Source organism: Heyndrickxia sp. FSL W8-0423 (genome assembly GCF_038009395.1).
Taxonomy (GTDB): domain Bacteria; phylum Bacillota; class Bacilli; order Bacillales; family Bacillaceae_C; genus Heyndrickxia; species Heyndrickxia sporothermodurans.
In genome coordinates this window covers 368,691-391,097 of the sequence record NZ_JBBPBE010000001.1, presented here as the reverse complement: position 1 = coordinate 391,097, position 22,407 = coordinate 368,691, and the positions used below count along the sequence as shown (strand labels likewise).

The 22,407-nt window shown below is 36.1% G+C and carries 24 protein-coding genes and 4 pseudogenes; 20 read left to right on the top strand and 8 right to left on the bottom strand.

The window, feature by feature from the left end:
• The first annotated feature begins 101 nt into the window (after positions 1-101).
• A complete protein-coding gene (locus MKY81_RS01860; protein ID WP_066234861.1) occupies positions 102-581 on the top strand; it encodes a GNAT family N-acetyltransferase in 480 nt (159 codons plus the stop codon).
• A 166-nt stretch (positions 582-747) separates the two neighbouring features.
• On the top strand, positions 748-1,038 hold the full coding sequence (locus MKY81_RS01855) for a hypothetical protein (RefSeq protein ID WP_445663921.1): 291 nt from the start codon (positions 748-750) through the stop codon (positions 1,036-1,038).
• Here MKY81_RS01855 and MKY81_RS01850 read toward each other — a convergent pair.
• Positions 1,015-1,137 (bottom strand): annotated as a pseudogene (locus tag MKY81_RS01850) (DinB family protein); the annotation flags it as partial. The gene MKY81_RS01855 and the pseudogene MKY81_RS01850 sit on opposite strands and share 24 nt — an antisense overlap.
• A gap of 27 nt (positions 1,138-1,164) precedes the next feature.
• On the opposite strand from MKY81_RS01850, the pseudogene MKY81_RS21025 reads away from it, so the two are divergent.
• The 4 genes and pseudogenes from MKY81_RS21025 to MKY81_RS01835 all read left to right on the top strand — a co-directional run.
• Positions 1,165-1,298: pseudogene (locus MKY81_RS21025) on the top strand (DUF3626 domain-containing protein); the annotation flags it as partial.
• Positions 1,299-1,408: 110 nt separating this feature from the next.
• Positions 1,409-2,128 (top strand): MBL fold metallo-hydrolase, encoded by a 720-nt coding sequence (locus MKY81_RS01845; RefSeq protein WP_341116449.1) that lies wholly within the window; start codon positions 1,409-1,411, stop codon positions 2,126-2,128.
• A 641-nt stretch (positions 2,129-2,769) separates the two neighbouring features.
• Positions 2,770-3,513, top strand: coding sequence for an aminoglycoside adenylyltransferase domain-containing protein (locus MKY81_RS01840; protein ID WP_108070925.1), 744 nt, complete (start codon positions 2,770-2,772; stop codon positions 3,511-3,513).
• Positions 3,514-3,680: 167 nt separating this feature from the next.
• Positions 3,681-4,304, top strand: a complete 624-nt coding sequence (locus MKY81_RS01835; protein ID WP_341116445.1) for an SdpI family protein — start codon at positions 3,681-3,683, stop codon at positions 4,302-4,304.
• Between the two features lie 164 nt (positions 4,305-4,468).
• Here MKY81_RS01835 and MKY81_RS01830 read toward each other — a convergent pair whose 3' ends face one another.
• Positions 4,469-5,353: a MurR/RpiR family transcriptional regulator gene (locus tag MKY81_RS01830; protein ID WP_341116442.1), complete on the bottom strand. Its 885-nt coding sequence runs from the start codon at positions 5,351-5,353 to the stop codon at positions 4,469-4,471.
• 152 nt (positions 5,354-5,505) lie between these two features.
• Between MKY81_RS01830 and MKY81_RS01825 the strand changes: the two genes are divergently transcribed.
• The 4 genes from MKY81_RS01825 to MKY81_RS01810 all read left to right on the top strand — a co-directional run bounded on the left by MKY81_RS01825 (position 5,506) and on the right by MKY81_RS01810 (position 9,342).
• The gene (locus MKY81_RS01825; RefSeq protein WP_341116440.1) at positions 5,506-6,888 is read left to right on the top strand and encodes a 6-phospho-beta-glucosidase; all 1,383 of its coding nucleotides are present in this window, start codon (positions 5,506-5,508) and stop codon (positions 6,886-6,888) included.
• Positions 6,889-6,994: 106 nt separating this feature from the next.
• Positions 6,995-7,804: an HAD family hydrolase gene (locus MKY81_RS01820; protein WP_341116438.1), complete on the top strand. Its 810-nt coding sequence runs from the start codon at positions 6,995-6,997 to the stop codon at positions 7,802-7,804.
• A gap of 219 nt (positions 7,805-8,023) precedes the next feature.
• The gene (locus tag MKY81_RS01815) at positions 8,024-8,824 is read left to right on the top strand and encodes an AAA family ATPase (protein WP_108070915.1); all 801 of its coding nucleotides are present in this window, start codon (positions 8,024-8,026) and stop codon (positions 8,822-8,824) included.
• A gap of 140 nt (positions 8,825-8,964) precedes the next feature.
• Positions 8,965-9,342, top strand: a complete 378-nt coding sequence (locus MKY81_RS01810; RefSeq protein ID WP_066234238.1) for an SET domain-containing protein — start codon at positions 8,965-8,967, stop codon at positions 9,340-9,342.
• 271 nt (positions 9,343-9,613) lie between these two features.
• Here the strand turns inward: MKY81_RS01810 and MKY81_RS01805 are convergent, their stop codons facing one another.
• Both MKY81_RS01805 and MKY81_RS01800 read right to left on the bottom strand, forming a co-directional pair.
• Complete coding sequence (locus MKY81_RS01805) at positions 9,614-10,144, bottom strand: hypothetical protein (RefSeq protein ID WP_108070907.1); 531 nt, start codon at positions 10,142-10,144, stop codon at positions 9,614-9,616.
• A 43-nt stretch (positions 10,145-10,187) separates the two neighbouring features.
• Positions 10,188-10,289 (bottom strand): annotated as a pseudogene (locus MKY81_RS01800) (helix-turn-helix domain-containing protein); the annotation flags it as partial.
• Positions 10,290-10,618: 329 nt separating this feature from the next.
• On the opposite strand from MKY81_RS01800, the gene MKY81_RS01795 reads away from it, so the two are divergent.
• Positions 10,619-11,011, top strand: coding sequence for a hypothetical protein (locus MKY81_RS01795; protein ID WP_373454649.1), 393 nt, complete (start codon positions 10,619-10,621; stop codon positions 11,009-11,011).
• Between the two features lie 371 nt (positions 11,012-11,382).
• Entirely contained in the window at positions 11,383-11,580 is a 198-nt protein-coding gene (locus MKY81_RS01790; RefSeq protein WP_107920925.1) for a hypothetical protein, read from the top strand.
• 358 nt (positions 11,581-11,938) lie between these two features.
• Here MKY81_RS01790 and MKY81_RS01785 read toward each other — a convergent pair whose 3' ends face one another.
• Positions 11,939-13,840, bottom strand: coding sequence for an FtsX-like permease family protein (locus MKY81_RS01785; RefSeq protein ID WP_341116430.1), 1,902 nt, complete (start codon positions 13,838-13,840; stop codon positions 11,939-11,941).
• Positions 13,815-14,585, bottom strand: coding sequence for an ABC transporter ATP-binding protein (locus tag MKY81_RS01780; RefSeq protein ID WP_327990447.1), 771 nt, complete (start codon positions 14,583-14,585; stop codon positions 13,815-13,817). Before MKY81_RS01780 ends, MKY81_RS01785 begins: the two co-directional genes overlap by 26 nt.
• Positions 14,586-14,788: 203 nt before the next feature.
• Between MKY81_RS01780 and MKY81_RS01775 the strand changes: the two genes are divergently transcribed.
• The 6 genes and pseudogenes from MKY81_RS01775 (at position 14,789) to MKY81_RS01750 (ending at position 19,999) form a co-directional block, all read left to right on the top strand.
• Positions 14,789-15,778, top strand: coding sequence for a zinc-dependent alcohol dehydrogenase family protein (locus MKY81_RS01775; RefSeq protein WP_341116424.1), 990 nt, complete (start codon positions 14,789-14,791; stop codon positions 15,776-15,778).
• A gap of 68 nt (positions 15,779-15,846) precedes the next feature.
• Positions 15,847-16,326 carry an NUDIX domain-containing protein gene (locus MKY81_RS01770; protein WP_341116422.1) on the top strand — a complete coding sequence of 160 codons (480 nt, stop codon included), beginning with the start codon at positions 15,847-15,849 and terminating at the stop codon, positions 16,324-16,326.
• A gap of 366 nt (positions 16,327-16,692) precedes the next feature.
• Complete coding sequence (locus tag MKY81_RS01765) at positions 16,693-17,355, top strand: hypothetical protein (RefSeq protein ID WP_107920930.1); 663 nt, start codon at positions 16,693-16,695, stop codon at positions 17,353-17,355.
• Between the two features lie 313 nt (positions 17,356-17,668).
• Positions 17,669-17,945 (top strand): annotated as a pseudogene (locus MKY81_RS01760) (OsmC family protein); the annotation flags it as partial.
• Positions 17,946-18,126: 181 nt separating this feature from the next.
• Complete coding sequence (locus MKY81_RS01755) at positions 18,127-19,455, top strand: CoA-disulfide reductase (RefSeq protein ID WP_341116419.1); 1,329 nt, start codon at positions 18,127-18,129, stop codon at positions 19,453-19,455.
• A gap of 109 nt (positions 19,456-19,564) precedes the next feature.
• Complete coding sequence (locus MKY81_RS01750; RefSeq protein WP_107920932.1) at positions 19,565-19,999, top strand: ferritin-like domain-containing protein; 435 nt, start codon at positions 19,565-19,567, stop codon at positions 19,997-19,999.
• Positions 20,000-20,317: 318 nt separating this feature from the next.
• On the opposite strand, the gene MKY81_RS01745 is transcribed toward MKY81_RS01750, so the two are convergent.
• Positions 20,318-20,653: a type II toxin-antitoxin system PemK/MazF family toxin gene (locus MKY81_RS01745; protein ID WP_107920933.1), complete on the bottom strand. Its 336-nt coding sequence runs from the start codon at positions 20,651-20,653 to the stop codon at positions 20,318-20,320.
• A complete protein-coding gene (locus MKY81_RS01740) occupies positions 20,646-20,843 on the bottom strand; it encodes a DUF2281 domain-containing protein (RefSeq protein ID WP_107920934.1) in 198 nt (65 codons plus the stop codon). The genes MKY81_RS01745 and MKY81_RS01740 overlap by 8 nt, the downstream gene beginning before the upstream one ends.
• A gap of 368 nt (positions 20,844-21,211) precedes the next feature.
• On the opposite strand from MKY81_RS01740, the gene MKY81_RS01735 reads away from it, so the two are divergent.
• Positions 21,212-21,520, top strand: coding sequence for a hypothetical protein (locus tag MKY81_RS01735; protein WP_153017496.1), 309 nt, complete (start codon positions 21,212-21,214; stop codon positions 21,518-21,520).
• Between the two features lie 74 nt (positions 21,521-21,594).
• Positions 21,595-22,314 (top strand): nucleotidyltransferase domain-containing protein, encoded by a 720-nt coding sequence (locus MKY81_RS01730; protein WP_107920189.1) that lies wholly within the window; start codon positions 21,595-21,597, stop codon positions 22,312-22,314.
• Positions 22,315-22,407 lie beyond the last annotated feature (93 nt).

The window sequence follows — 22,407 nt, the reverse complement described above, 5'->3', positions numbered from 1 at the left end:
GAAGATATTATTGAAAAAATATAAGATTATTCATTGAATTATTTGCGAACATATATTCGGTGTGGTAAAATGGTTTTATAAATAACACGGAGTATTTTTATATGAAAACAGGCAATGAAGTAGAATTGCATTTTTATAAGTCGGAATATTTTGATTTGCTGAAAGACTATCATTTACCGGAGGACCAAGCTCGTTTTACTGCATTACCAGCAGACGCTTTGGAAGTGATACATGAAAAACAACCAATCGTGATAATGAGTGATGGTGAGGCAGTTGGATTTTTTGTGTTACATACTAGTCCACGGGTGAAAGATTATACCGATAATCCTCATGCTTTGCTATTAACGGCATTTTCGGTTAATCATTCTCAACAAGGCAAAGGTTATGCCCGTAAAGGATTGGAGCGGTTAAATGCATTTGTTCGTAAAGAATTCCCCGAATACAATGAGATTGTTTTGTCTGTGAACAAACTAAATATTCCAGCACAAAAGGTGTATGAAAAGGTTGGTTTTCAAAATACAGGGCGAAGTAGATTTGGGAAAATGGGAGAGCAGTTTATTTATAGCTTCCTATTAAAATGATGAAGGGATGATGATTCAAGTTGTTTTACAAATGACGGTTCAAATTCGTGTACCTGATATGAAAGAAGGACAAAAATGGTATGAAACCCTTTTGAATTGATAGCCAGATTTCATTCCTCATGAAGGTTTTGCGGAATGGGAAATGATCCCTGGGTGCTGGCTGCAAATGGCTGAAGGAACACCTTCAAATGGAAGCGGTCCAATCCGGTTAGGGGTTACGAATATAGAAGAAACGCGGGAAAGACTTGTAAGGGAGTTAAAGGTTGAGCAATTTGAGCTTTGTTCAAGGGAAGAAGTACCTGTTAAATGGGGCACCTTTTCCGATCCGTGGGGAAATCGACTAGGTTTATTTGAATATGTAAACGAGGATGATAAAAATGAAAGAATCGCGGCGATTCTTAGGAAAAAGAGGTGTAAGCCCCTCTTTAGTTTATTAGAAGTAGACCCTGATGATTAAATCGGAGTTAACGGGTTTCAATTCTAGTTCCCTCGACCATATTGATAATTGTCCAATATGGTGAATCTCATGTGAGATTAAATGCCTGATGATTTTTCCGATACAAGTAAGAGTTGATTCACTGCCATAGACTTCAAGTTCAATCCAACTTTCCGGAGTGACCGTGGTAAAATAATGTGGCTCTTCGGGAATTAAAATTATTGTGGTATGTATTAGTTCGGTATGGGAAACCAATTCGAAACTTATCCAGAACAACTTAAAAAAGTCGATGTTCTAAACTTGAAAAAGTTTTATTCATTTGCTTTCTTTTTATTTCAAACTAACTACGCTATTCTTATTAGGCACTACAATCTGGAGGAGGAATGGCAAAGTGAAAATTTCCAAACATGTTGAAATGGTCGTACTAAATATCGAAGGCTTTTTGCTAAATCCAACCCTATTATGGGATGACGAGAAAGCGATATTGGTTGATACAGGAATGCCTGGTCAACTTGAACCAATCAAGTCAGCTATGAACAAAGCTGGAGTTCCTTTTGAGAAATTGCAGGCGGTAATTTTAACCCATCAGGATATCGATCATATTGGGAGCCTTCCAGAAATTCTTCAGGCAAGAGACGAAAGAATTGAAGTTTACGCACATGAACTAGACAAACCTTATATTGAAGGTACGAAACATATGATGAAGGCAGATCCGAATAAAATTAGCAAAGAAGTTTGGGATTCACTTCCTCAACCAATGCAAGCGTTATATATGAATCCGCCAAAAGCAAAAGTAGATCACACACTTGAAGATGGTCAGGTACTGTCTTACTTTGGAGGCATCGAAGTAATTTTTACACCGGGCCATACACCAGGACATATTAGTTTGTATGTAAAAGAAAGCAAAACCCTTATTGTTGGTGACGCGATGGTAATAAGTAATGGTGCATTGCATGGCCCCGTTCCCCGCAACACGCCAGATATGGAAACAGCATTTCAATCACTAGAAAAATTTCTTCCATTCGATATTGAAAACGTGATTTGCTATCATGGTGGTTTTTTAAGTGGGAAAATGCATGAACAAATTCGAAAACTTGTTCAGAATAACTAAGTGATGTCTTTGTTGGAAAATAGTCCTGGTAACATGGAGGAAATGTAAAATCGCAACAAAGATTAGCACAAAAGCTTGGGTTTTTTTTCTCAAGCTTTTGTTAATTAATGGAGAAGTTTTACAAGTTCATTTAGGTGCTAAATCGAGTTTGATAATAAGCGGAGAAATTTCCCTTAATTAAGAAAATAGCACTGAAAACACCTTAAATAGGCGGAAGGATTCCGACTATTAACTCGAAAAACGTAAAAATGAGTAATTTTGTTTTGCTTAATCGGAAAACCTCCGCTTAAATCCCCCAAACCGAGCTCTATTCTGCTGTATAACCGGAATATATACGCTTATTGATTATTCTCAAAACGGACATCAATTACCTGCTTAAGTAAAAAAATCAACATACCAAATAGCATATAGGCTGTGATTTTACTTGCTAATTAAAGTAGTAATATCCCATAATCGTTAATATACAAGAGACCAAATGATACGCGATTTGGTCTGCTAATTTCTATTTCTTCTAGCTGATGTAAAAAAGGGATGTACACAAAATACGATTCCGTCTCAAAAATATGCGGGTGCAAACGTAGAGCGATTTGATACCATTGAATAACACTCCTCAGCTATTCGAAAAAAAGCAGGTGTAGAAAGTGTCGGTTGAAAAGTTTTTAGAAAAGGTTTGTTCATTGTTTGATCGTCAATTAGGGTCTAATTTAGTTGGAGTTTACTTGCACGGTTCCTTAGCAATGGGATGCTTTCAACCAGATAAGAGTGATGTGGATGTACTGGTCATTGTGAAGGAGAAATTATGTAAGGAACAAAAGAAGAATCTTATCCAAGATATATTAACATTAGAAGAGTATAAGTTGGAAATGAGTATTCTACTAGAAAATTATCTAGTGAATTTTCGATTTCCCACGCCGTTTGAACTGCACTATTCACAGATGCATCGGGAAAAATATTTGCAAGATAGTGACTATCTATGTGGTGACTCGGTTGATCCGGATTTAGCTGCACATTTAGTTGTGACCTATGAACGGGGGATATGTTTGTTTGGGAAACCGGTTCGCGAAGTGTTTTATCCCATAGAACGTACTTATTATATTCAATCCATTCTTTTTGATGTAGAGGATGCAGTTGAAGAAATTGTTCATCAACCAGTCTACTATATTCTTAATCTGTGTAGAGTTCTTTATTATCTTTCTGAAAGGGTCGTTTCCTCGAAAAAAGAAGGTGGAGAATGGGGGAAGAGGAAGGTGATAAATCGATATAAACCACTTGTGTCCCAGGCCCTATCCCGATATTTAAACGAAGAATCTGAGCAGGAGTGGGATCCAGTATTTCTTCAAGAATTTGCTGTATATATGGTGAAGGAAGTAAGTAAGTGGAAATAAAATGTAATGACCATTTAACGATTTTATAAAATACAAGACTTTTAGATAGTGAGCGGAAAGGGAAACAAATTATCTATTCAATTAATCCTACTGTCTTTCAAGATATTCTCACTTGGATTATTAATCTCAGAAAAGAGTAAATTTTTAATGAAGGAAGGGATTTAAAATTGAAGAAAAATATTTTTGTTGTAACTAATATTTTGTTATGCATTATTATTGGCTTTATTTTTATTACAAAATTACCACAACAACTTGGAATTCATTGGAGTTCTAGTGATTCTCCTGACGTATACGTTAACAAGTTTGTTGGAATATTTATATTCCCCATCGCCATTCTTCTAACATGGATCATACATTCAGTCATCTTTAAAAAAATGATAAAGACTCAATTAAACAATCTTATTTTAAATATCTTAACTGGTACTTACACTGTTATTCACTTATTTTTATTAATGGAAAACCTTGATGTATTGAATACCGAAATCGATTTATCTGGGATTTTAATTGGTATTATCATTATTATTATAGGGAATCCGATGCAGAAAGCAAAAATGAATCCACTATATGGCGTCAGGACCACTTGGTCAATGAAAAATGAGGAAGCGTGGAGATTATCCAACCGCTTTGGAGCAAAGGTTCTAGTTGCTTATGGATTTGCAGTAATATTAGTTGCAATATTTCTTTCAAAGTACTTGCTTCCTATAATAATGAGCTTACTTTTAATCGTTCTCATCGTTGTCGTTTATGCTTCATATTATTTCTATAAAAAATCCTTAAAGATAAATAACTAATTGTCTTTTTATACTTTGATAGTTAGTGACCTTTTTGTCAAAAAGAGTCAAGTTAATTGACAAAGAATAACTGTTGTTTAATCAGGTTTAAAAGGAAAAGCTTTCAAAATAACCATCTGTTTATATATATAAACAATATGCGGGAATCTTGTAGATCCCCCTTTTTAATTCTGATCATGATTATTTTCTTCCATCACCTTATTGGAACTTTTTCGATGGTCGTAATATTTGGAAATATTTATTTTATAATCGAGATTATTTTTATAGTCTCTACCAAATACGCATGCATAGAGAACATCCAGAAGGAAGGAGATAGAATCATTTGAACTGAAGCTGCCTATTTTCGAATACAATTTTTCACGAGTCGTAATTCTAAAAATACAATCAGCGTATTTAGTTAATGTATTGTCTCCAATACTTGTTAAAGCAATGATTGGTGTTTTTCTCTTCTTTAACATCGGTAATAAACTAATAATATCTGACGTTTCTCCAGTATAGGAGATAACAATAGCACATGTATTCGAATTGCAGCTAGCCGCCTCGTATCCTTGGTCTACTGTACAAAGATTGACCTTTCTGCCAATCCTCCCCATATGTGATTTAAAATCGTTACATAGTAGTAGGTTGTTGTTTAATGAAAATACTTTTATTTCTTCAGCTTGGTTCAGCAAATCGGTTGCCTTTTGTAGTTCATCATTGTTTATTAAAGATAATGTGTCACTAATGGTCATTTGATTCAATAAAGCCATCTTGTTCGCAATGGTGATGACATTGTCCCGTTCATTAAATGGATAATTCGCATCAATATCTTTAAAGTGGCTATTCAGGTAGTCAATTTCTTCAATAAATGTATTTTTCAGTTCAACCCAGCCATGATATCCAAGCTTTTTGGCAACTCTGATTAACGTAGAGGGATGAGTGTACGTTTCTTCAGCTATTTGTTTTGTAGTTTTATCATTAATATTCTCCCTCTGCTCAAACATATAGTGAATAATTGCTTTTTCAGAAGGAGAGAAGATATTTTCTTTCATTTTTTCCGTCAATAACATATGAATCACCAACTACAGTATATCCGATGTAAATAGCATTTACAAAAATTATTGATTTTTGTAAATGAATTGTAAACGGTATATGATTTTCCCTTCATTCCCTTGTTTGTTGTTTCTGCTGTTTTACAATAGAAGAAAAGGAGGAATGATGTATGTCAAAAGGTGTGAAAATCGTAACTATTGGCGGAGGAAGCAGCTATACTCCAGAATTGATGGAAGGATTTATTAAAAGATATGAAGAACTTCCAGTTCGTGAAATTTGGCTTGTTGATATAGAAGATGGCAAGGAAAAACTTGAAACGGTTGGTAAGATGGCCCAAAGAATGTGGGATGCGTCACCTTATGATGTGAAAGTTCATTTAACGTTGGACCGACGTGAAGCATTAAAGGATGCTGATTTTGTAACAACTCAATTTAGGGTTGGTGCATTAAATGCCCGAGTAAAAGACGAACGAATTCCTTTATCCTATGGGATGGTGGGACAAGAAACCAATGGGGCTGGTGGAATCTTTAAAGCATTCAGAACGATTCCGGTTATTTTAAGCATTGTGGAAGATATGAAAGAATTATGCCCGAATGCTTGGTTAATCAACTTTTCGAATCCAAGTGGAATGGTAACGGATGCTATTATACGCTATGGTAAATGGGAAAAGGTTATTGGTTTGTGCAATGTTCCGGTTGGAGCGATGATGGCTGAACCAGAATTAATTGGAAAAACGTTGGATGAACTTATTTATTCCTTTGCCGGTTTAAATCATTTTCATTGGCATCGTGTAAAAGATTTGCAAGGAAATGATGTTACTTCTGAAATCATTGATAAGATGTATGGTAATGATTCGGGAATACCGGCAAATATTCATGACACTCCATTTTTTATCGAACAACTGAAACAGATGAATATGATTCCGTGTGGCTACCATCGTTATTACTATCGCTATGAAGAAATGCTTCAACATATGCTCGATGAATATAATGATCCAAATGTAGGTACGAGGGCGCAACAAGTGAAACAAACGGAAGCGGAATTGTTTGAGTTGTACAAAGATCCTCATTTGAATTATAAACCAGAACAATTATCAAAACGTGGCGGAGCCCATTACTCTGATGCCGCTTGTGAAACCATTGCATCCATCTATGCAAATAAAAATACACATATTGTTGTTTCAACAAAAAACAATGGTGCTGTTCCTGATTTGGCACCGGATGATGTTGTCGAGGTTTCTGCGTATATCGGGGCTGCGGGAGCAAAACCAATTGCATTCGGTTCTTTTCAACCAGCTGAAAGAGGTTGGCTGCAATTAATGAAAAATATGGAGCTGTGTGTGGAAGAAGCAGCAGTAACCGGCAATTACGGTTTAGCATTACAAGCCTTCACGATGAATCCGCTCATTCCGAGTGGTGAAACGGCAAAACGCGTCTTAGATGAACTACTCATTGCCCATAAAAAATATTTACCGCAGTTTGCTGAAAAAATTGCAGAACTAGAAAGTGCCGGGTGCACTGTTAAAGATGAAGTGGCAAAAAATTTGAACTAAAAACGTAATCGTAAAGAAGCGTCCTAAATTAAATTTAGGGCGTCTCTTATTTTAAGTTGATGTTTTAGCAAAAACCTACATTTTAAAAGTTAAAGGAGGCAATGATATGATTAAATTAGTGCTATCGGATATGGATGGAACGTTTTTAAATAATAGTGGTGATTTTAACAGGGAACTATACAGGGATGTAAAAAAACTAATGAAAGAGAAGGGTGTTGTTTTTGCACCTGTAACCGGCAAACAATGTGAACGTGTAGAAGAGCTATTTGGTGACGATGCGAATGATTTATGGATATTAGGTGATAGTGCTACTCGAATCAAGCACAATGGGGAATTTGTTTATGAATCCTTGATGAGTAATAAATTAGGACTGGAAATTATTCGTTTGCTTGAGGATATAAGCTTGGATCATACCATTATTGCGTGCACTAGAAATGGTGCAGTGATTAAAGGGAATATTTCGCAAGAAGAAGCCGCTATTGTCAGACGCTCCTATGCTCAGGTGAGAGAGATATCCGATTTTAGTGAAATTAATGAGGACTTCGTTAAAATAACCGTTCATGATCCGGCCCTTCGATGTTTTGAAACGAGGGAAAAATTATCTCACTTTTTTGAGTCCGCTTATATTGTCGCATCCGAAGCTGCCTGGATTGACATCGCTAATGCGAATGTTCATAAAGGCACGACCGTTGAACACTTGCAGAAATTATTGAAAGTAACACCGGAAGAGACGCTTGCCTTTGGAGATGGTTACAATGATATAGAGCTTTTGGCTCGAGCAACGTATAGCTTTGCTGTCCGAAATGCGGTTCAAGAAATAAAAGATGCTGCAAACTTTATTACCCGTTCAAATGAAGAAGATGCTGTAATGAAGACAATTATACAAATGTTATCTTTACAGGAAAGTCGGTCATAATGTTGGCTAGAGAATGTGTAATCCTGCTGTTTAGTATTTTTTGTTTGTAAAAAAGAAGTGTCCTATAAATAAATTTAGGGCGCTTCTTCATTTAAACTCTTCCTCCCTGTAGCTATTACAGACTTCAAAGAAAAGGAGTTATCTACACCATTCATTCTTTAATAATGATAGTATTGTTTATATCTATTTTATTTTTTCCAAAGGAGGGTTTTTACCCATATGATTTATTTAAAGAGCTTCAAACTTTCCCCTCATACAGTCAATAATCCAAATGCATATCCATACAATGTGTTCAGAAAAATATCTGGAGAAGTGTTTGTCTTTCATAACATTACGGTTTTGTATGGTAATAACGGTTCCGGCAAGTCCACATTGTTAAATTTAATAGCAAACAAGCTGGATATTACTGGTGCTGAGGAATTTACAAATCGTGAATACCCATTAGATTTCATGTTGAATTGTTCATATAGCCTAGGTGAAAATCAAGGTGATGGGGAGTCAGATCGAATACCGCCTAATAGTTTGTACATCAAAAGCGAAGATATTTTATATGAGATCAAGAAGATTCAGCAGGAGTCCGTTCTTAAGGAAGGTTATCTGTACCAACACGCTAAATTGGGGTATACTAAGGAGAATTTGGAAAAGTTGAAACAATCCTCGCAGATGTATAAACAAATTGGAATTATGAAGTTTGCCAATGAGAAATATTCTAACGGTGAGACATCCATTCAAATATTTGATGAGTATCTTGTCCCAAATGGATTATACTTGCTTGATGAACCTGAAACATCTCTTTCACCTACAAACCAAATTCGGTTGGCGGAAGAAATCAATAAACTGGTAAGATTTTTTAACTGTCAGTTTATTATAGCTACTCACTCGCCATTTATGTTGGGAACACTAGATGCAAAGATTTATAATCTTGACGCTCCCCTCTTAAGAACATTTAGATGGTCTGAACTGGAAAATGTAAGATTTTTTTACGACTTTTTCAAAGAACGTAAGAATGAATTTGAATAATTTTGTAGAACATACCATGTAGACTATGTTGCCAGTAACGGGAACAGTTATCAATTTTTATTATCGTAACCAAGAACACCTTCGGAAATATGTATATATACAGTTAAAAAGAAAATTTTAAAAGTAAGAAGGAGAACAACATGATTGAGATAAAAACATCTCCACTAAGTAATGGAGAATTCAATAGAGGGGTATTCGCTACATGTGATATCAAAAAAGGCGTGCTTTTACATGAAGCACCTGTTATTTCTTACCCAAACGATCAGCATCAATACATAGAGCAAACGTTACTTGCGGATTACGCTTTTGAGTATGGGATAAATCATTCTGCGATTCTTCTTGGTTATGGAATGCTGTTTAACCATTCTTATGAACCTAATGCAATTTATGAAATTAATTTTGACAATCACACATTCGACTTCTATGCTTACAGAGATATAAAAGCAGGTGATGAGATTCTAATCAATTATAATGGCGATGTTGATGACAAGGAACAATTGTGGTTTGATCAGGACTAAAAAATATTCAAAATAACTTCTGTTTGGGCAGTTAAAAAAATAAAGCAAGTAGAGCCGCATGGAACCCGGTTTGTGGGTCATAGAAAGAAATTTGGGACCGATAGAACCTAACGCGGCGGACGAAATTACGGTTTGTGGATCAACGGATGAAATTAGTGCCTCATAGAACTCGATTTGTGGATCATAGAAAGAAATTTGTGACCCATAGACTCCATCTTGGCAGGTGAAACTTGGATTTTCGCAAATAACAAATTTGTACCTGTAAAAATAATTACACCTTCCTTTGGGAAAATCCCGTAAAAACAAAACAAGTAATGCAGGCAACTGCTGTAACGATGATAGCAAATAGTAATCCAATCGCCTTCATAAATGTATCTTCTCCAGGATAGGATGGTTTTAATGTGACAAACAAGAAAACAAACAGAACGGTCAGGATCAAATAAAAACTGCTCCCAATTGCGCCCATCTTCAATCGATTTCTTTTCGTGCCTTGCCATGCTTTATTTATTATAATCCATAAATAAATACTTCCGAATACCGCTAAAAGCATTATAAATATATGAATAAACGGGATAATCAAAAACATCAGCAAGTAAAGTATACCAATGGTTGCAAAAAATAAAACGGCATTCATCCCAAATAAAAAGATCCCAGCTAGCCAATAATTTTGATACCAATTCGCCGTTTGTAATTTATGGACCATTTTATTATTTTCTCCAAGCTTATTAATGATTGGATTTTTGAAGAATAGAACAAGTAACACTCCAAAAAGACCGATGAATATAATCAATGACAATGGCATACACCCCCTAAAATTCTAAATCACTTTTATATTCAAAAATATCTCAAGGCTGATAATCTAGTGTTTTGCAGACCGCTTCTAATGTTGAAAACTGAATTGCTTTTGCCTTGCCATTTTTCAATTTTGAAAGATTAGCCATAGTAATAATACACAAAAGGCAAGACCATGATCCATAATATAAAAATTATGAATTTAAAAAAGCAGTTGTTCCTTGCTTCATAAAAGCACCTCACCTATTGATCTTATTCATATAATAATCATTTATTTATCGAATATCAATAAAAATTTGTTAATTAACAATATTATTTGATGATTCCTTTCCTTTGATTGAAAGGTTTGTTTTAATTTGACTTTCGTACCTTCGACTAATCAAGGATAACTTTCGGTTTTTGGTATAATTACTACAAAAGCTTTTCAGCGTAGTGTCTTTTGAAAAAACATTATCCATTGCCCAAATGTAGAGGGAAGAGAAAAATGCCAAAAAAACAAACGAGTTCAATGAAAAGACCCATTAAATTATTAGGGATAATCTTCTTAAGTCTTGCAGGAATTTTTTTTATAGCACAAATAATTTTGACTCTAAGTATAGGAACGGGTTTAGGTAAAGATGACATGGTGGGATTTTCTAAAAATAAATATGTCATTGGTCGTCCACCGACAAGTTATAATTTATATGAAAAAGATAGTGGGATAACTATATTAGATAATGTAATAGGTTACAAAAAGGGGAAGGCTGCAAGTTATATTCGAAATGATATAGAATATGTAATTATAAATGAAGAAAAGGGTAATTACTCCAAAAGGGAATTAAAAGATGCGTCTACAACAGATATTAAACAGTTAAAAAAAGTAAAAAGATTGGAGTAGTCATTTTCTTAATATAACATCTATTATAGAAGTCGTTCACACAAAAGCCCTTGAATTCAACCAAATATGGTCAAATTCTGGGGCTTTCCTTTTGGGGAAAATTGAAAATTAAAGGGAAATGCTTTTAAAAAATGAAGGGATTTTTATAAACTTATAGAAAGTAGCTATATAATAAAACATCTGAGAAAGGAAAATTGCTCAAAGACGATAACTTGGTTTCTTAATGTAATTGGTTTGGTTTTTTCTGTCGTTGGAGTAACACATTTTAAAAATAATATTTTTATATATTGGATTAGTTATCGAGACTATAACAACAGTGATTTATTATGTAATTAAATATAATGAAGAAAAACTATAATAAGGAGTAAATCATGAAAGCATTAACTGGGACGATTGCATTATCCGTTTCTTTTGTATTATTCATTTATTTATATGGTTTAAAAGAAGACTCATCGGTGAAATACACACCGGGATTATATGTATTTCCATCCATATTGCTACTTATTGCAATCATATGCTTTGGGTTGTTAGTTGTAGAATTTGAAAGTGCAAACTCTAAAAAGAAGTGAGCGTTTGAAGGTAAATGATGTTGTATTAGTAAGGCTTGTATCTTATAACAATTAATAGACCTGGGGAATCGCGATTCATCTTCCCGAAAGAAGTGGATTCGAGTAGATAAGAAGAGGAACTGCACTTTCAACTACCCGAAAGAAGCGGATACGAGCAGATAAGAGGAAGAACCGCATCCCCATCTTCCCGAAAGAAGCGTATTCGAGAAGATAAGAGGAGGAACCGCGCCCTCATCTTCTCGAATGGAGTAGATTCGAGAAGGAAAAGAGAGGGATCGCGATTCCTGGATGATGTTCTTTCGCAAATAACTTACTCAGTTTCAGCGATAACTACCATTTTTGTTAATATAATGTTTTCTTACACCATCTTCGTATACAAATGCTTCAAATACCGCCAACGGGCAATGAAGAAGTAAACGACTTGAGCTGCCCCAAAGGTTACAAAAATGATAATTGATGATTTCAATACTGAAAAGTCAACAAGTCGTTGCAGGGCGAAAAAGGCAACGGAGCCGTGAATGATGGCCATGACGATTGGCAAGAAGAATAGGAGTACGAGTTGTCGGGTCACGATTTGGCTGAGTTCCTTTTTGCTTAGTCCGATTTTTGAAATCATTCGATATTGCTGGATGTCGCGGTCTAAGTCTGCGTAGAGGCGGAAATAGATAAAGCTTGCAGCGAACGTAAAGAACACAACTCCGACTAGCCCGCTTAAAATGAGCAAAAGACCGTTCTCTTGTTTAGACGTTAACCAATTTAATACAAGTGAACTAAAGTTATAGTTGTCTGGATTCAACTTCATAGTGATGTTTTGAGCCACTTCTTTTGTTTCCTGCCAGTTTTTTACGACGAAACGATAATCTCTATAATTGGATTCGTCTCCTTCTAAAAATTTTTCGTACATTTTATCCGAAACAATAATAGTTGTACTACCTACTTCTGGAAAAACGATGTATGGCAAGGCTTTTTTTATTGTAACGTCAGCATTCATTTTTTCTTGAACAATCTCTAGTTGCTTTGTGGTTTGTCCATGAATTCGCCAATCATTTTTTTGTTTAACAGTTGTTGGAGTGAGAATGGCTTGATTCGTTGAAACAGTTTCTGTTGGATAACCAAGTGCTTTAGCCATTTCATTATAGTTACTAAGCTTAATCAAGGTCGTATCATTTGTCGTATAAATTGGTTTAAACGATCCCATCGCAAATGGAATATTCGCTTTTGTGAGTTCTTCTTTAATGGTTTCGATTGCTTGTTTATCCGCTTTCTCACCAAACGATGTGTAGCTAAATGCATACGGATTGATCATTTCGGATAATCCTGAGTTTCCTAAAGCTAAGCATGTTCCAATTCCTGTGAATGCTGAAGCAGAAATGACAGATACAAGGAAAAACATAACCGCATTGTCCTTCATACGGTACATAAATTCCGAAATCGTCACCATATTTGTCTTCTTAAAAAAGAAACGGCTTCTCTTCTTTAAGCCTCGTATCGAATATACACTAAATTGCGTAAATAAAAAGTATGTTCCCAAAATCGTTAAACCGACACCGGATAACAGCAAGCCAAGTGAAATAATTTGTAGAATCGCAAAGCAAAGCACCATACCATATCCTGCTGCTAGTAAAACAATTGCTAAGATTGATAACCATGGTGAGGCTTTCGGTTCAGGCTTCGGTTTTTCTTCTGCTTTCACAAGTTCTAAGACAGTCCCTGTTCTTACCAATCTAGAAGTAAATAACGAAATTAACAGGAAGAGCAGGAGGAATGCACCCGCAGTGATTAATGCTGCCTTGATTGGAAAATAGAAAGATAACCCTTTTTCAATCGCAAGTATGTTCGCACTTATAATTAAAAGAAACTTCGAAAGGAAAGTCCCTGCAACAATCCCTGCAATAATTGCAGCACATCCAATAATCATGTTTTCGACAAAAAGAAGACGATAAAATTGCTTTCGGGACATGCCGAGGATCATAAGAATACCAAATTCCTTTTTCCGCAGTTTTAGAAAAGCACTGACGGAGTACAGCAAAAAGAAAAATGAAAAAATGAAAATGATAATTTGCGCTACTTTCATTCCCATCGTTCCTAATGCACTAATCATGTCACTGGTTGACTTAAGTTCTCCTTGTAGCTCGGGATGAAATAGTAACAACGCATAGATGAAAAAGATCATGACCGAAAACGCACTGCTCAAAAAATGGGCCAAATACGTTCGTTTATTTCGAAGAACGTTATTAATCGCGAATTGGCGAAGGTTCATTTGCAGTCCCTCCAATTCGTGAAAGATTCTCGATGATTTTTTGATAAAAGTCGGATCGATTCGTTCCCATTCGAATTTCATTCACTAATTGACCATCTTTAATAAAAACAACACGCTGACAGTAACTAGCTGCAACTGCGTCATGGGTCACGAGCATCATCGTTGCTTGTTCTTCCTTATTTAGTTTTTCTAGCATTTCCATTACGTCTTGTGCTGCCTTTGAATCTAAATTTCCGGTAGGTTCATCGGCGAGAACAAGTTTTGGCCGATTAATAAGGGCACGGGCAACTGCTGTACGCTGGGCCTGTCCACCGGAGATTTCATAGGTCCGTTTATCTAAAATAGAAGTGATTCCTAATTTTTCAGCAAAAAGGTTTACTCTTTTGTTCATCTCCTCAATGCTCACACCATCTAATGTTAATGGAAGAACAATATTTTCCTTCACCGTTAAGGTTGGAAGCAGGTTAAAAGATTGAAAGACAAATCCTAATTCGCGTCTGCGAAAAATCGCCAATTTCTGATGGGACAAGCGATAGGGATTCTCACCGCCGATACGAATCTCCCCGGAAGTTGGGCGGTCAATCGTCGAAATCATATTTAATAAAGTCGTTTTCCCGCTTCCTGATGGTCCCATAATCCCTACAAACTCGCCTTGATTGATCGTTAAATCGATATTTCGAAGGGCTTCATAATTCACATTCCCTTTATACACTTTCCCTAAATCCCGAACAGTTAATATTTCCATAAAAGGTTCCTCCTCATGTTCGTGTGTATGTATTAATTAGTTCATACACCTTGTATGTGTATTATATGGTTAATACATTTATAAAGTCAACTGCCATTTTTTATAAAAGGAAGGAAAAATGGAGGGATTCGAGAATACTAATCTATATATAGATTGGACATTGTATACTGAAAAAGATCCGCGAAAATGAAGGAGTTTTAATTTTGAAAGCAAACCGAGTGATGTTTCATGAATTTGGAAAACCGGAAGATGTGTTAATCGTTATGAATCAGCGGATAGATCCGCTCGCTGATGGGGAAGTTCTTGTTCGCATGAAAATGTGCCCAATTAATCCGTCTGATCTGATTCCGATTAGAGGGTCTTATTCTCACCGCATTTCACTGCCTGTCATTCCAGGATATGAAGGGGTAGGAATTGTAGAGGAGGTTGGTCCTTCTGTTTCGCATGACCTAATTGGTAAACGTGTCCTTCCGTTAAGAGGGGAAGGGACATGGCAAGAAGTTGTTAGGGCGCCAGCTAAGTGGTTAATTCCTATACCCGATGAAATGGATGATACAATCGCTGCCCAGCTCTATATTAATCCGGTTACAGCTTTTGTTATTTGCACCGAAATATTGTATTTAGGACCAGGCGATTATTTATTAATGAATGCAGCGGGATCTGCAATTGGCCGGTTGTTTGCCCAGCTTGCTAGAATCATAGGGTTTCAATTTATCGCCGTAACACGAAATCCTATTTATACTGAGGAGCTGCTTAAACTAGGGGCTACCCATGTTATAGACACTTCGGCTATGCCTTTACAAGAAACGGTGATGGAATTAACAAATGGAAAAGGTGTAAATGCGGCGATTGATTCAATTGGTGGTTTAGATGGGACCCAGCTTGCATATTGTGTCCGTCCGGAAGGAAACTTTTTAACAATTGGCTTGCTTTCTGGTATGCAAATTCAATGGAAGGAAGTATCAATGCGGACGAAAGTAAATGTTAAACTATTTCACCTTCGTCACTGGAATAAACAAGTTTCGGTTCAAAAATGGCAAGAGACATTTCACAAATTAATGACGTTAGTGACTGAGCAACGATTAACATTGGCTTCACCCGAAACATTTTTCAATCTAATGAAAGTACGGGAAGCGGTACGACAATCTGAAACCTCGAATAGAAGCGGAAGGAAGGTTTTTATAGAAATATAGTGTATACGGAAATAAGAGATCGGAAGGTGTTCTATTATTTGCATACATATGATGGAGGTGGCGATTAGGTGACTTATCCTATTAGAGTGCGAGCGTGTGCGCTCATTATCGAAAACGATTCGATTCTTTTAGTTGAGTTTCAAGATGAAAGGGGGTTGCATTATAATTTGCCAGCAGGTGGGGTGGAACCTAATGAATCTGTTATTGAAGCAGTTAAACGGGAAGCGAAAGAGGAAGCTTCAATTGAAGTGGAAGTTGGTCCCTTGGCTATTGTTTATGAGTATGCTCCACATTTAAACTCAAATAAATTTGGAGAAACGCACTCTTTACAGTTAATGTTTGAATGTACGATAAAGGATGGATTTATTCCAAAGCTGCCAAATACCCCAGACCCAAATCAAACGGATGTTAAATGGATAAAATTATCTGAACTGAATGAGATTGTTCTATTCCCGAATATTAAAGAACAAATAATTACATATGTAAAAGGAAAAAATAGTATTGAGTTAATTGAAGAATATACTTTAGAGGGATATGAATTGAATTAGCATCCTTTAAAGAACGGCTATATGGGCGTGCTAGTTAACATTATCCATAAGTAAATGAGGCATTTAGCCAAATGCCTCTCCTGAAATAAAGGAAATAGTTTGACAAATTTAAGAAGTCTATTAAACTAAAATTAGAATCCTCTATATAAGCTAAAACGCAAGTCTTTATTTCCCTTTTTCTTTGTCCCCAATTGAAACTACATTAAACCACTTATTTTCACTCGCTTAAACACTCATAAATTTTAAAAATCTTTCCGAAGTTCAAATGAATAAACATCAAATGATGTAAGCTATTAAATGCCCCGGTTGTGGAGATTTTGCATTGAAAGATGATTATTACAAAAAACTGGACAGGAGGAGAAATCTATGGGATTTAAAGAAGAATACCAGGCCTTTTTGAATGCTCACTTGCAGGCAAGAACTGGAGAGCGGTTACGTCGCTTACAAGAAGGTCATAACCAGGCTGAAATGTTATTTTTAAAAAAAGTATGGTGGCCTTTATTTTACCATTTCCAGTATCTTCATCCAGAATATGAAGTCAATGATTTCAAGGATGGCAAAAGGTATTTAGATTTTGCATATATTCGTCCAGGTATCCGGATATGCCTTGAGATCGACGGGTATGGTCCTCATCTAAAGAACATAAGCAGATGGCAATTTTCCGACAGCCTGGAACGTCAAAACCAATTGGTGATTGACGGATGGACAGTAATCCGTTTTTCTTATGATCAAGTAAAGGAAAATCCTCGTCGATGCCAACAGATTGTTCAGCAGGTGATTGGCCGATGGCTGGGTGATGAATTGGACCAGGCATCTCTGTCTTTGCTCGAAAAGGAAGTCCTTCGGTTAGCGATTCGAAAAGGAGAAACCATATCCCCTATAGAAGTCGAGAAGTATTTGAAACTAAGTGACAAGACAGTGAAAAAAGTACTGTCTCGACTAGTTGATAAAAAGATGCTGATTCCCGCATCGGGAATTAAGAGGATCCGCTCATATCGATTGGGGGATCGGGTTAAACATCCGATCTGACCAATAGTCGGAAAAATTCCGCTTAATTAGCTTAATAGCATTGAAAATGGGTTGAATAGACGGAGGAATTCCGCCTATTGGCTGTAAAAACGTGAAAATGGGGGATTTTGCTTTGCATAATCGGAAAAATTCCGCTTATATACCCCCGAAACATGCCCCATCCTGTATTTAACCGGAAAAACTCCGCCTATTTTACTTTCACTGCCTACTTAATTAATTAAATGGAAGTGGTGAACCGTTCTGTAAGACATATGTTTTAAACAATGACAAAAGGGAATCCACTAATTATCGGAATATAAAGGAGTTATTTTAAGTGAGTACATCTTATGCTACGGCAAAAAGTGGACGGGGTGGCCATGTGAAGATAAATCCGACAAAAAGGGGTCGAATCCTGAACAGTTATTCGCGGCTGCTTACTCTGTCTGTTTCGATGGAGCGTTAAATTCGGTAGCTTCGCAAAAGAAAAAGGAGATCGATTCAACTTACAACAGCCAGTGTAAGCTTTTTAAAGGATCTGGATGATGGAGTCCGCCACTTAACATAAAGGTGTAAGCCAAAAGGAAGCTGAGGAGCTTGTTAAGGCAGCCCATTAAGTTTGTCCTTACTCTACGCGGAAACATTGAGATCCAGTTATAACCGAAGGCGGTTTAATTCGAAAGACGCATGAAAAAATACGAAAGGCTAAAACTAATTGTATCAACTCTAGCCTTTTTGATACAGGACTTCAGTCAATTTTTTCAACAACGAGAGGGTATAAGAGGAGGTGAGAAAATGAAGTATGTGATTATTGGTGGGGATGCAGCAGGGATGAGTGCGGCAATGCAAATTGTTCGTAATGTGGAGGATGCGGAGATTGTTACCTTTGAAAAAGGGGAAATTTATTCATATGGGCAGTGTGGACTTCCGTATGTGATAGGTGGAACCGTTTCTTCAACAGATCAGGTCATCGCTCGAAGTGTAGAGACCTTCCGACAAAAATATGGGATCGATGCACATTTATATTGTGAAGTGAAAAATATTGATTCAGACGAAAAAAAGGTGTATGGCATTCATACAAAAACAGGTGAAGCATTCTGTCAATCCTATGATAAATTGTTGATTGCGACAGGAGCGAGTCCCAACTTGCCGGAGTGGGAAGGGATCGAACTTGAACATGTTCATGTATTAAAGACTATTCCGGACACACACCGTATTTTAGATAGTCTAAAAGAAGAAATAAACGATGTAACAATTGTAGGTGGAGGCTATATTGGTCTTGAGATGGCTGAAAACTTCCACAAGCTCGGGAAACATGTCCGAATTATCCAACGAGGGAAGCAGCTTGCTTCAATTTTTGACGAGGATATGGTAGAGCATATTCATAAAGAAGCACAGGATAAGGGAATTGAAGTTATATTAGAGGAAAATGTGAAGAGAATAGTTGGGGAAACAACGGTAGAAGCGATTGAAACAGACAAGCGGCGTTATGAGACAGATTTAGTGTTAATTTCAATAGGAGTGCATCCGAATACTACTTTTTTGAAAGGGACGGATATCCGTTTAAGTACAAACGAAGCTATTGAAGTGAACCGTTATATGGAAACGAATGTGAAAGACATTTATGCTGCAGGGGATTGCGCTGTTCAATACCATCGGATTAAAGAGCAAGACGATTACATTCCTCTTGGCACAACAGCCAACAAACAAGGGCGGATTGCTGGTTTAAATATGGCTGGTAATGGAGTAGCTTTCGGAGGAATTGTTGGCTCATCCATTATTAAGTTCATGGATCTAACACTTGGAAAAACAGGATTGTCCGAAAAAGAAGCGAGCGCTCTTCAGTTTCCATTTCAAACAATTTCACTAGAAGTGAAAGATCACGCTGATTATTACCCAGGGGCAAGCCCGCTCTCTATCAAACTAATGTATCGAAAGGATAATGATCTACTTCTCGGTGGGCAAATTATCGGGAAAGACGGAGTTGACAAGCGTATTGACGTTTTGGCAACCGCACTATTCAATAAAATGTCCATTACCGAGCTTACAGATTTAGATCTCAGTTATGCCCCTCCTTATAACAGTCCGTGGGATCCGATTCAACAAGTGGCACGTAGACATTAAAGAAATTCCATGTAAACAGAACTAACCTCTGAAACTCCGAATGAATGTTTAACTTTATTTTAAAAAGGGTAAATAATATATAATTACAAAATGAAAGGATGACTGGCTGATGGAAAAAGAAATGAAAGAACTTATTGACGGATTAAATGAAGATTTGAGTGGAGAATATTCAGCTGCCATTCAATACACTTATTATGCATCCGCTGTACAAGGTCTTTACTATCAAATTCTAAAACCTATGTTTGAAAAAGAAATTCCTGATGAGCAGGGCCATGCTCTTTACCTATCTGAAAAAATTATTAATCTCGGCGGTCAACCAACAACTAAACCGGCAGAAGTAAAACCTGTAACGGATGCTAAGGAAATGCTTGAAGAGGCACGTAAAGCAGAGGAACAAACAATTGCCCGCTATAAAGTACGTCGTGAACAAGCTGACAAATTAGGATTGATCGAATTAGTCGTTAAACTGGAAGATATTATTTCCGATGAAACTAGACATATGGAAGAAATGCAACGTTTACTGAATGATCCACGTTTTTCCTAATGGGATACAGTCAGAATTGTACATATATAAATGAAAATTAAAGTCCCTTAAGCCTTCTTTTATAGCGGGCCTTTTTGTTTTGTTTATGATGTATTGATGCTGAAGCTTTCGGGTCATAAATACACCTGATACATTTATCTGATCGATAATTAGTAGGTAAGCATGAAAAAATACCAAGTTATGTATAACAACTTGGTATTTTTAGCTTACTTATATGAGATAAGCGCCAGTTACTTTAAGTGAAGTTCTTCTGAAAAGTAAAATTTGAAAGCTCTTTACATACTAAAAAGGCCTGTTTGGCAGCCTTCTTTTCAAAAATTATTTTAATAACTCGTTTATTTTTGTCCGAACGCCTTTCAAAACCTCAGAGTTCACTTGTCCAAACCTTTTTCTGACAATATCTTTTGAAAGTGTGTAAACTTTATCAGCACGAATTGCTGAGGTAACTTTAAGTTCACCCTCATTTAAATCTTTTGAGTTTATTACTATTGAATAATCAAGATCCTTTAATCGTGAAGTAATTGCAACGACAACTATATCTTCAGTTATTTTGTTGTAATTATCATTTGAAATAACTAGTACAGGTCGCTGCTTCCTGTTTGTTAAATCACTAAATGGAACAGGAACTAAAACAATATCTCCCTGTTTATACATTATTCCAAACCTCGTCATCAATATCATTATTCCAAAAATCAAGACTACTTTCACTTGCCTTTGTTAAATCTTCAGATAAGAATTTTTCTTTTTTCGCTTTTAAGAATTCTGCAAAATCCAAAATTTCATTTATCTCTTGTTCAGGTATTTCATCTATAATTTTAAGCAATCGCTCTTTAGCTGTATTCATGTTGACATTCACCTCTTCCATGAATAGTTTATTTTATTATACCACTTGAAATTTCATGAAACTACATAATCCGTTAGTTCTATACTGTTTACCGAAGAAAAAAAGAGAATGTATTGCAAGCTGAATAACCCCTCTATTACATATGGTTAGTCTCTAAAAAATTCTCTCCCTACTAACCATTTCAACATGTATGGTTATTGGGATGACTAGTTATTTACAGTATTTCCAATTAGCACAAGATTTTAAAAAAAGGAATAATGGAACAATCAAGCGAAGTAAAATAAAGAATGGGGGGATTTGTATGATTAAAAAATTCTTAGTTATCATTCTTTTCTTTATTTTTAACGGCTTGTTCAAAAATAAAAGTGATGAATTTTGTTGGTAGGAGCGGCAATTGGGATATAAATTATAGAGTAACGGTGCTAGATGAAGATAGCGAATCTACTAATATAACAATAAAATATATTGGAAAAGACCCTATTCCTAAAAAAATTTCATATAGTATTGAAACTGCCTCGGGGAAATCAAGCGGCAACGAGCCACTAACTGAGAGTGGTGTATTAAGTGGTAGTGGACATTCTTGTGATGGCTGTTCAGTTGTTCAAGAAAATGAAGATATAAACGCTATCATCACATGGGATGGAAAGTCTGAAACGTTTAAGCTGAAAAATAAGTAGTCTTTAAGAATATAAATTTTAAATATTTCAGTAAAGATACTCTTCCAGAAATAAATCAAATAGAGGTGGGAACAATGGGTGATTTAATTAAGTTAAGCCCAATCGAAGCAGCACAACAGTTTATCCGTAAGCATTTTCCAAATTGTCAAGGAGCGTTATTAGCTGGGAGTGTAGTTCGAGGTGAAGCTACAGAAACATCTGACCTTGATATTGTTATTTTCGACAAAAGCGTTAGTTCATCTTATAGAGAGTCATTAATGGATTTTGGTTGGGCGATAGAGGTCTTTGTACATAATTTAACCTCTTATAAGCACTTTTTTAAAAATGATTATGAAAGAGCGAGACCTTCGATGCCAAGAATGATTTCAGAGGGAAGGGTCTTAAAAGACGATGGAATCATAGATTCTATCAAAAAAGAGGCTAAAGAAATCGTTGAAAAAGGTCCAGCGGAATGGTCAGTAGAAACGATAAATGCAAAGCGTTATTTTATTTCGGACGCACTGGACGATTTTATAGGTTCTTCTATTCGAGCGGAAGATATATTTATAGCAAATACACTTGCAGAATTGGTAAGCGAATTTGTATTGAGAACGAACCGTAAATGGATTGGTGCATCCAAGTGGGTAGTTCGTTCATTAAAACAATATGACGAAGAATTCGCAAAGCAATTTGTAGAGGCATTTGATATTTTTTACAAGACTGGTGACAAAAATCAAGTAATACAATTAGTTGAGAATATTTTGCAACCTTTTGGAGGAAAGTTATTTCACGGTTTTTCGTTGGGGAAGAAGTAGGTATCTTCTAACAGGAGGGGATTTAAAATTGCTGATCCAGATGGGTATTTTCTAAGAATTACTTCTAAATGATATTGTGGATTTTAAACGGCT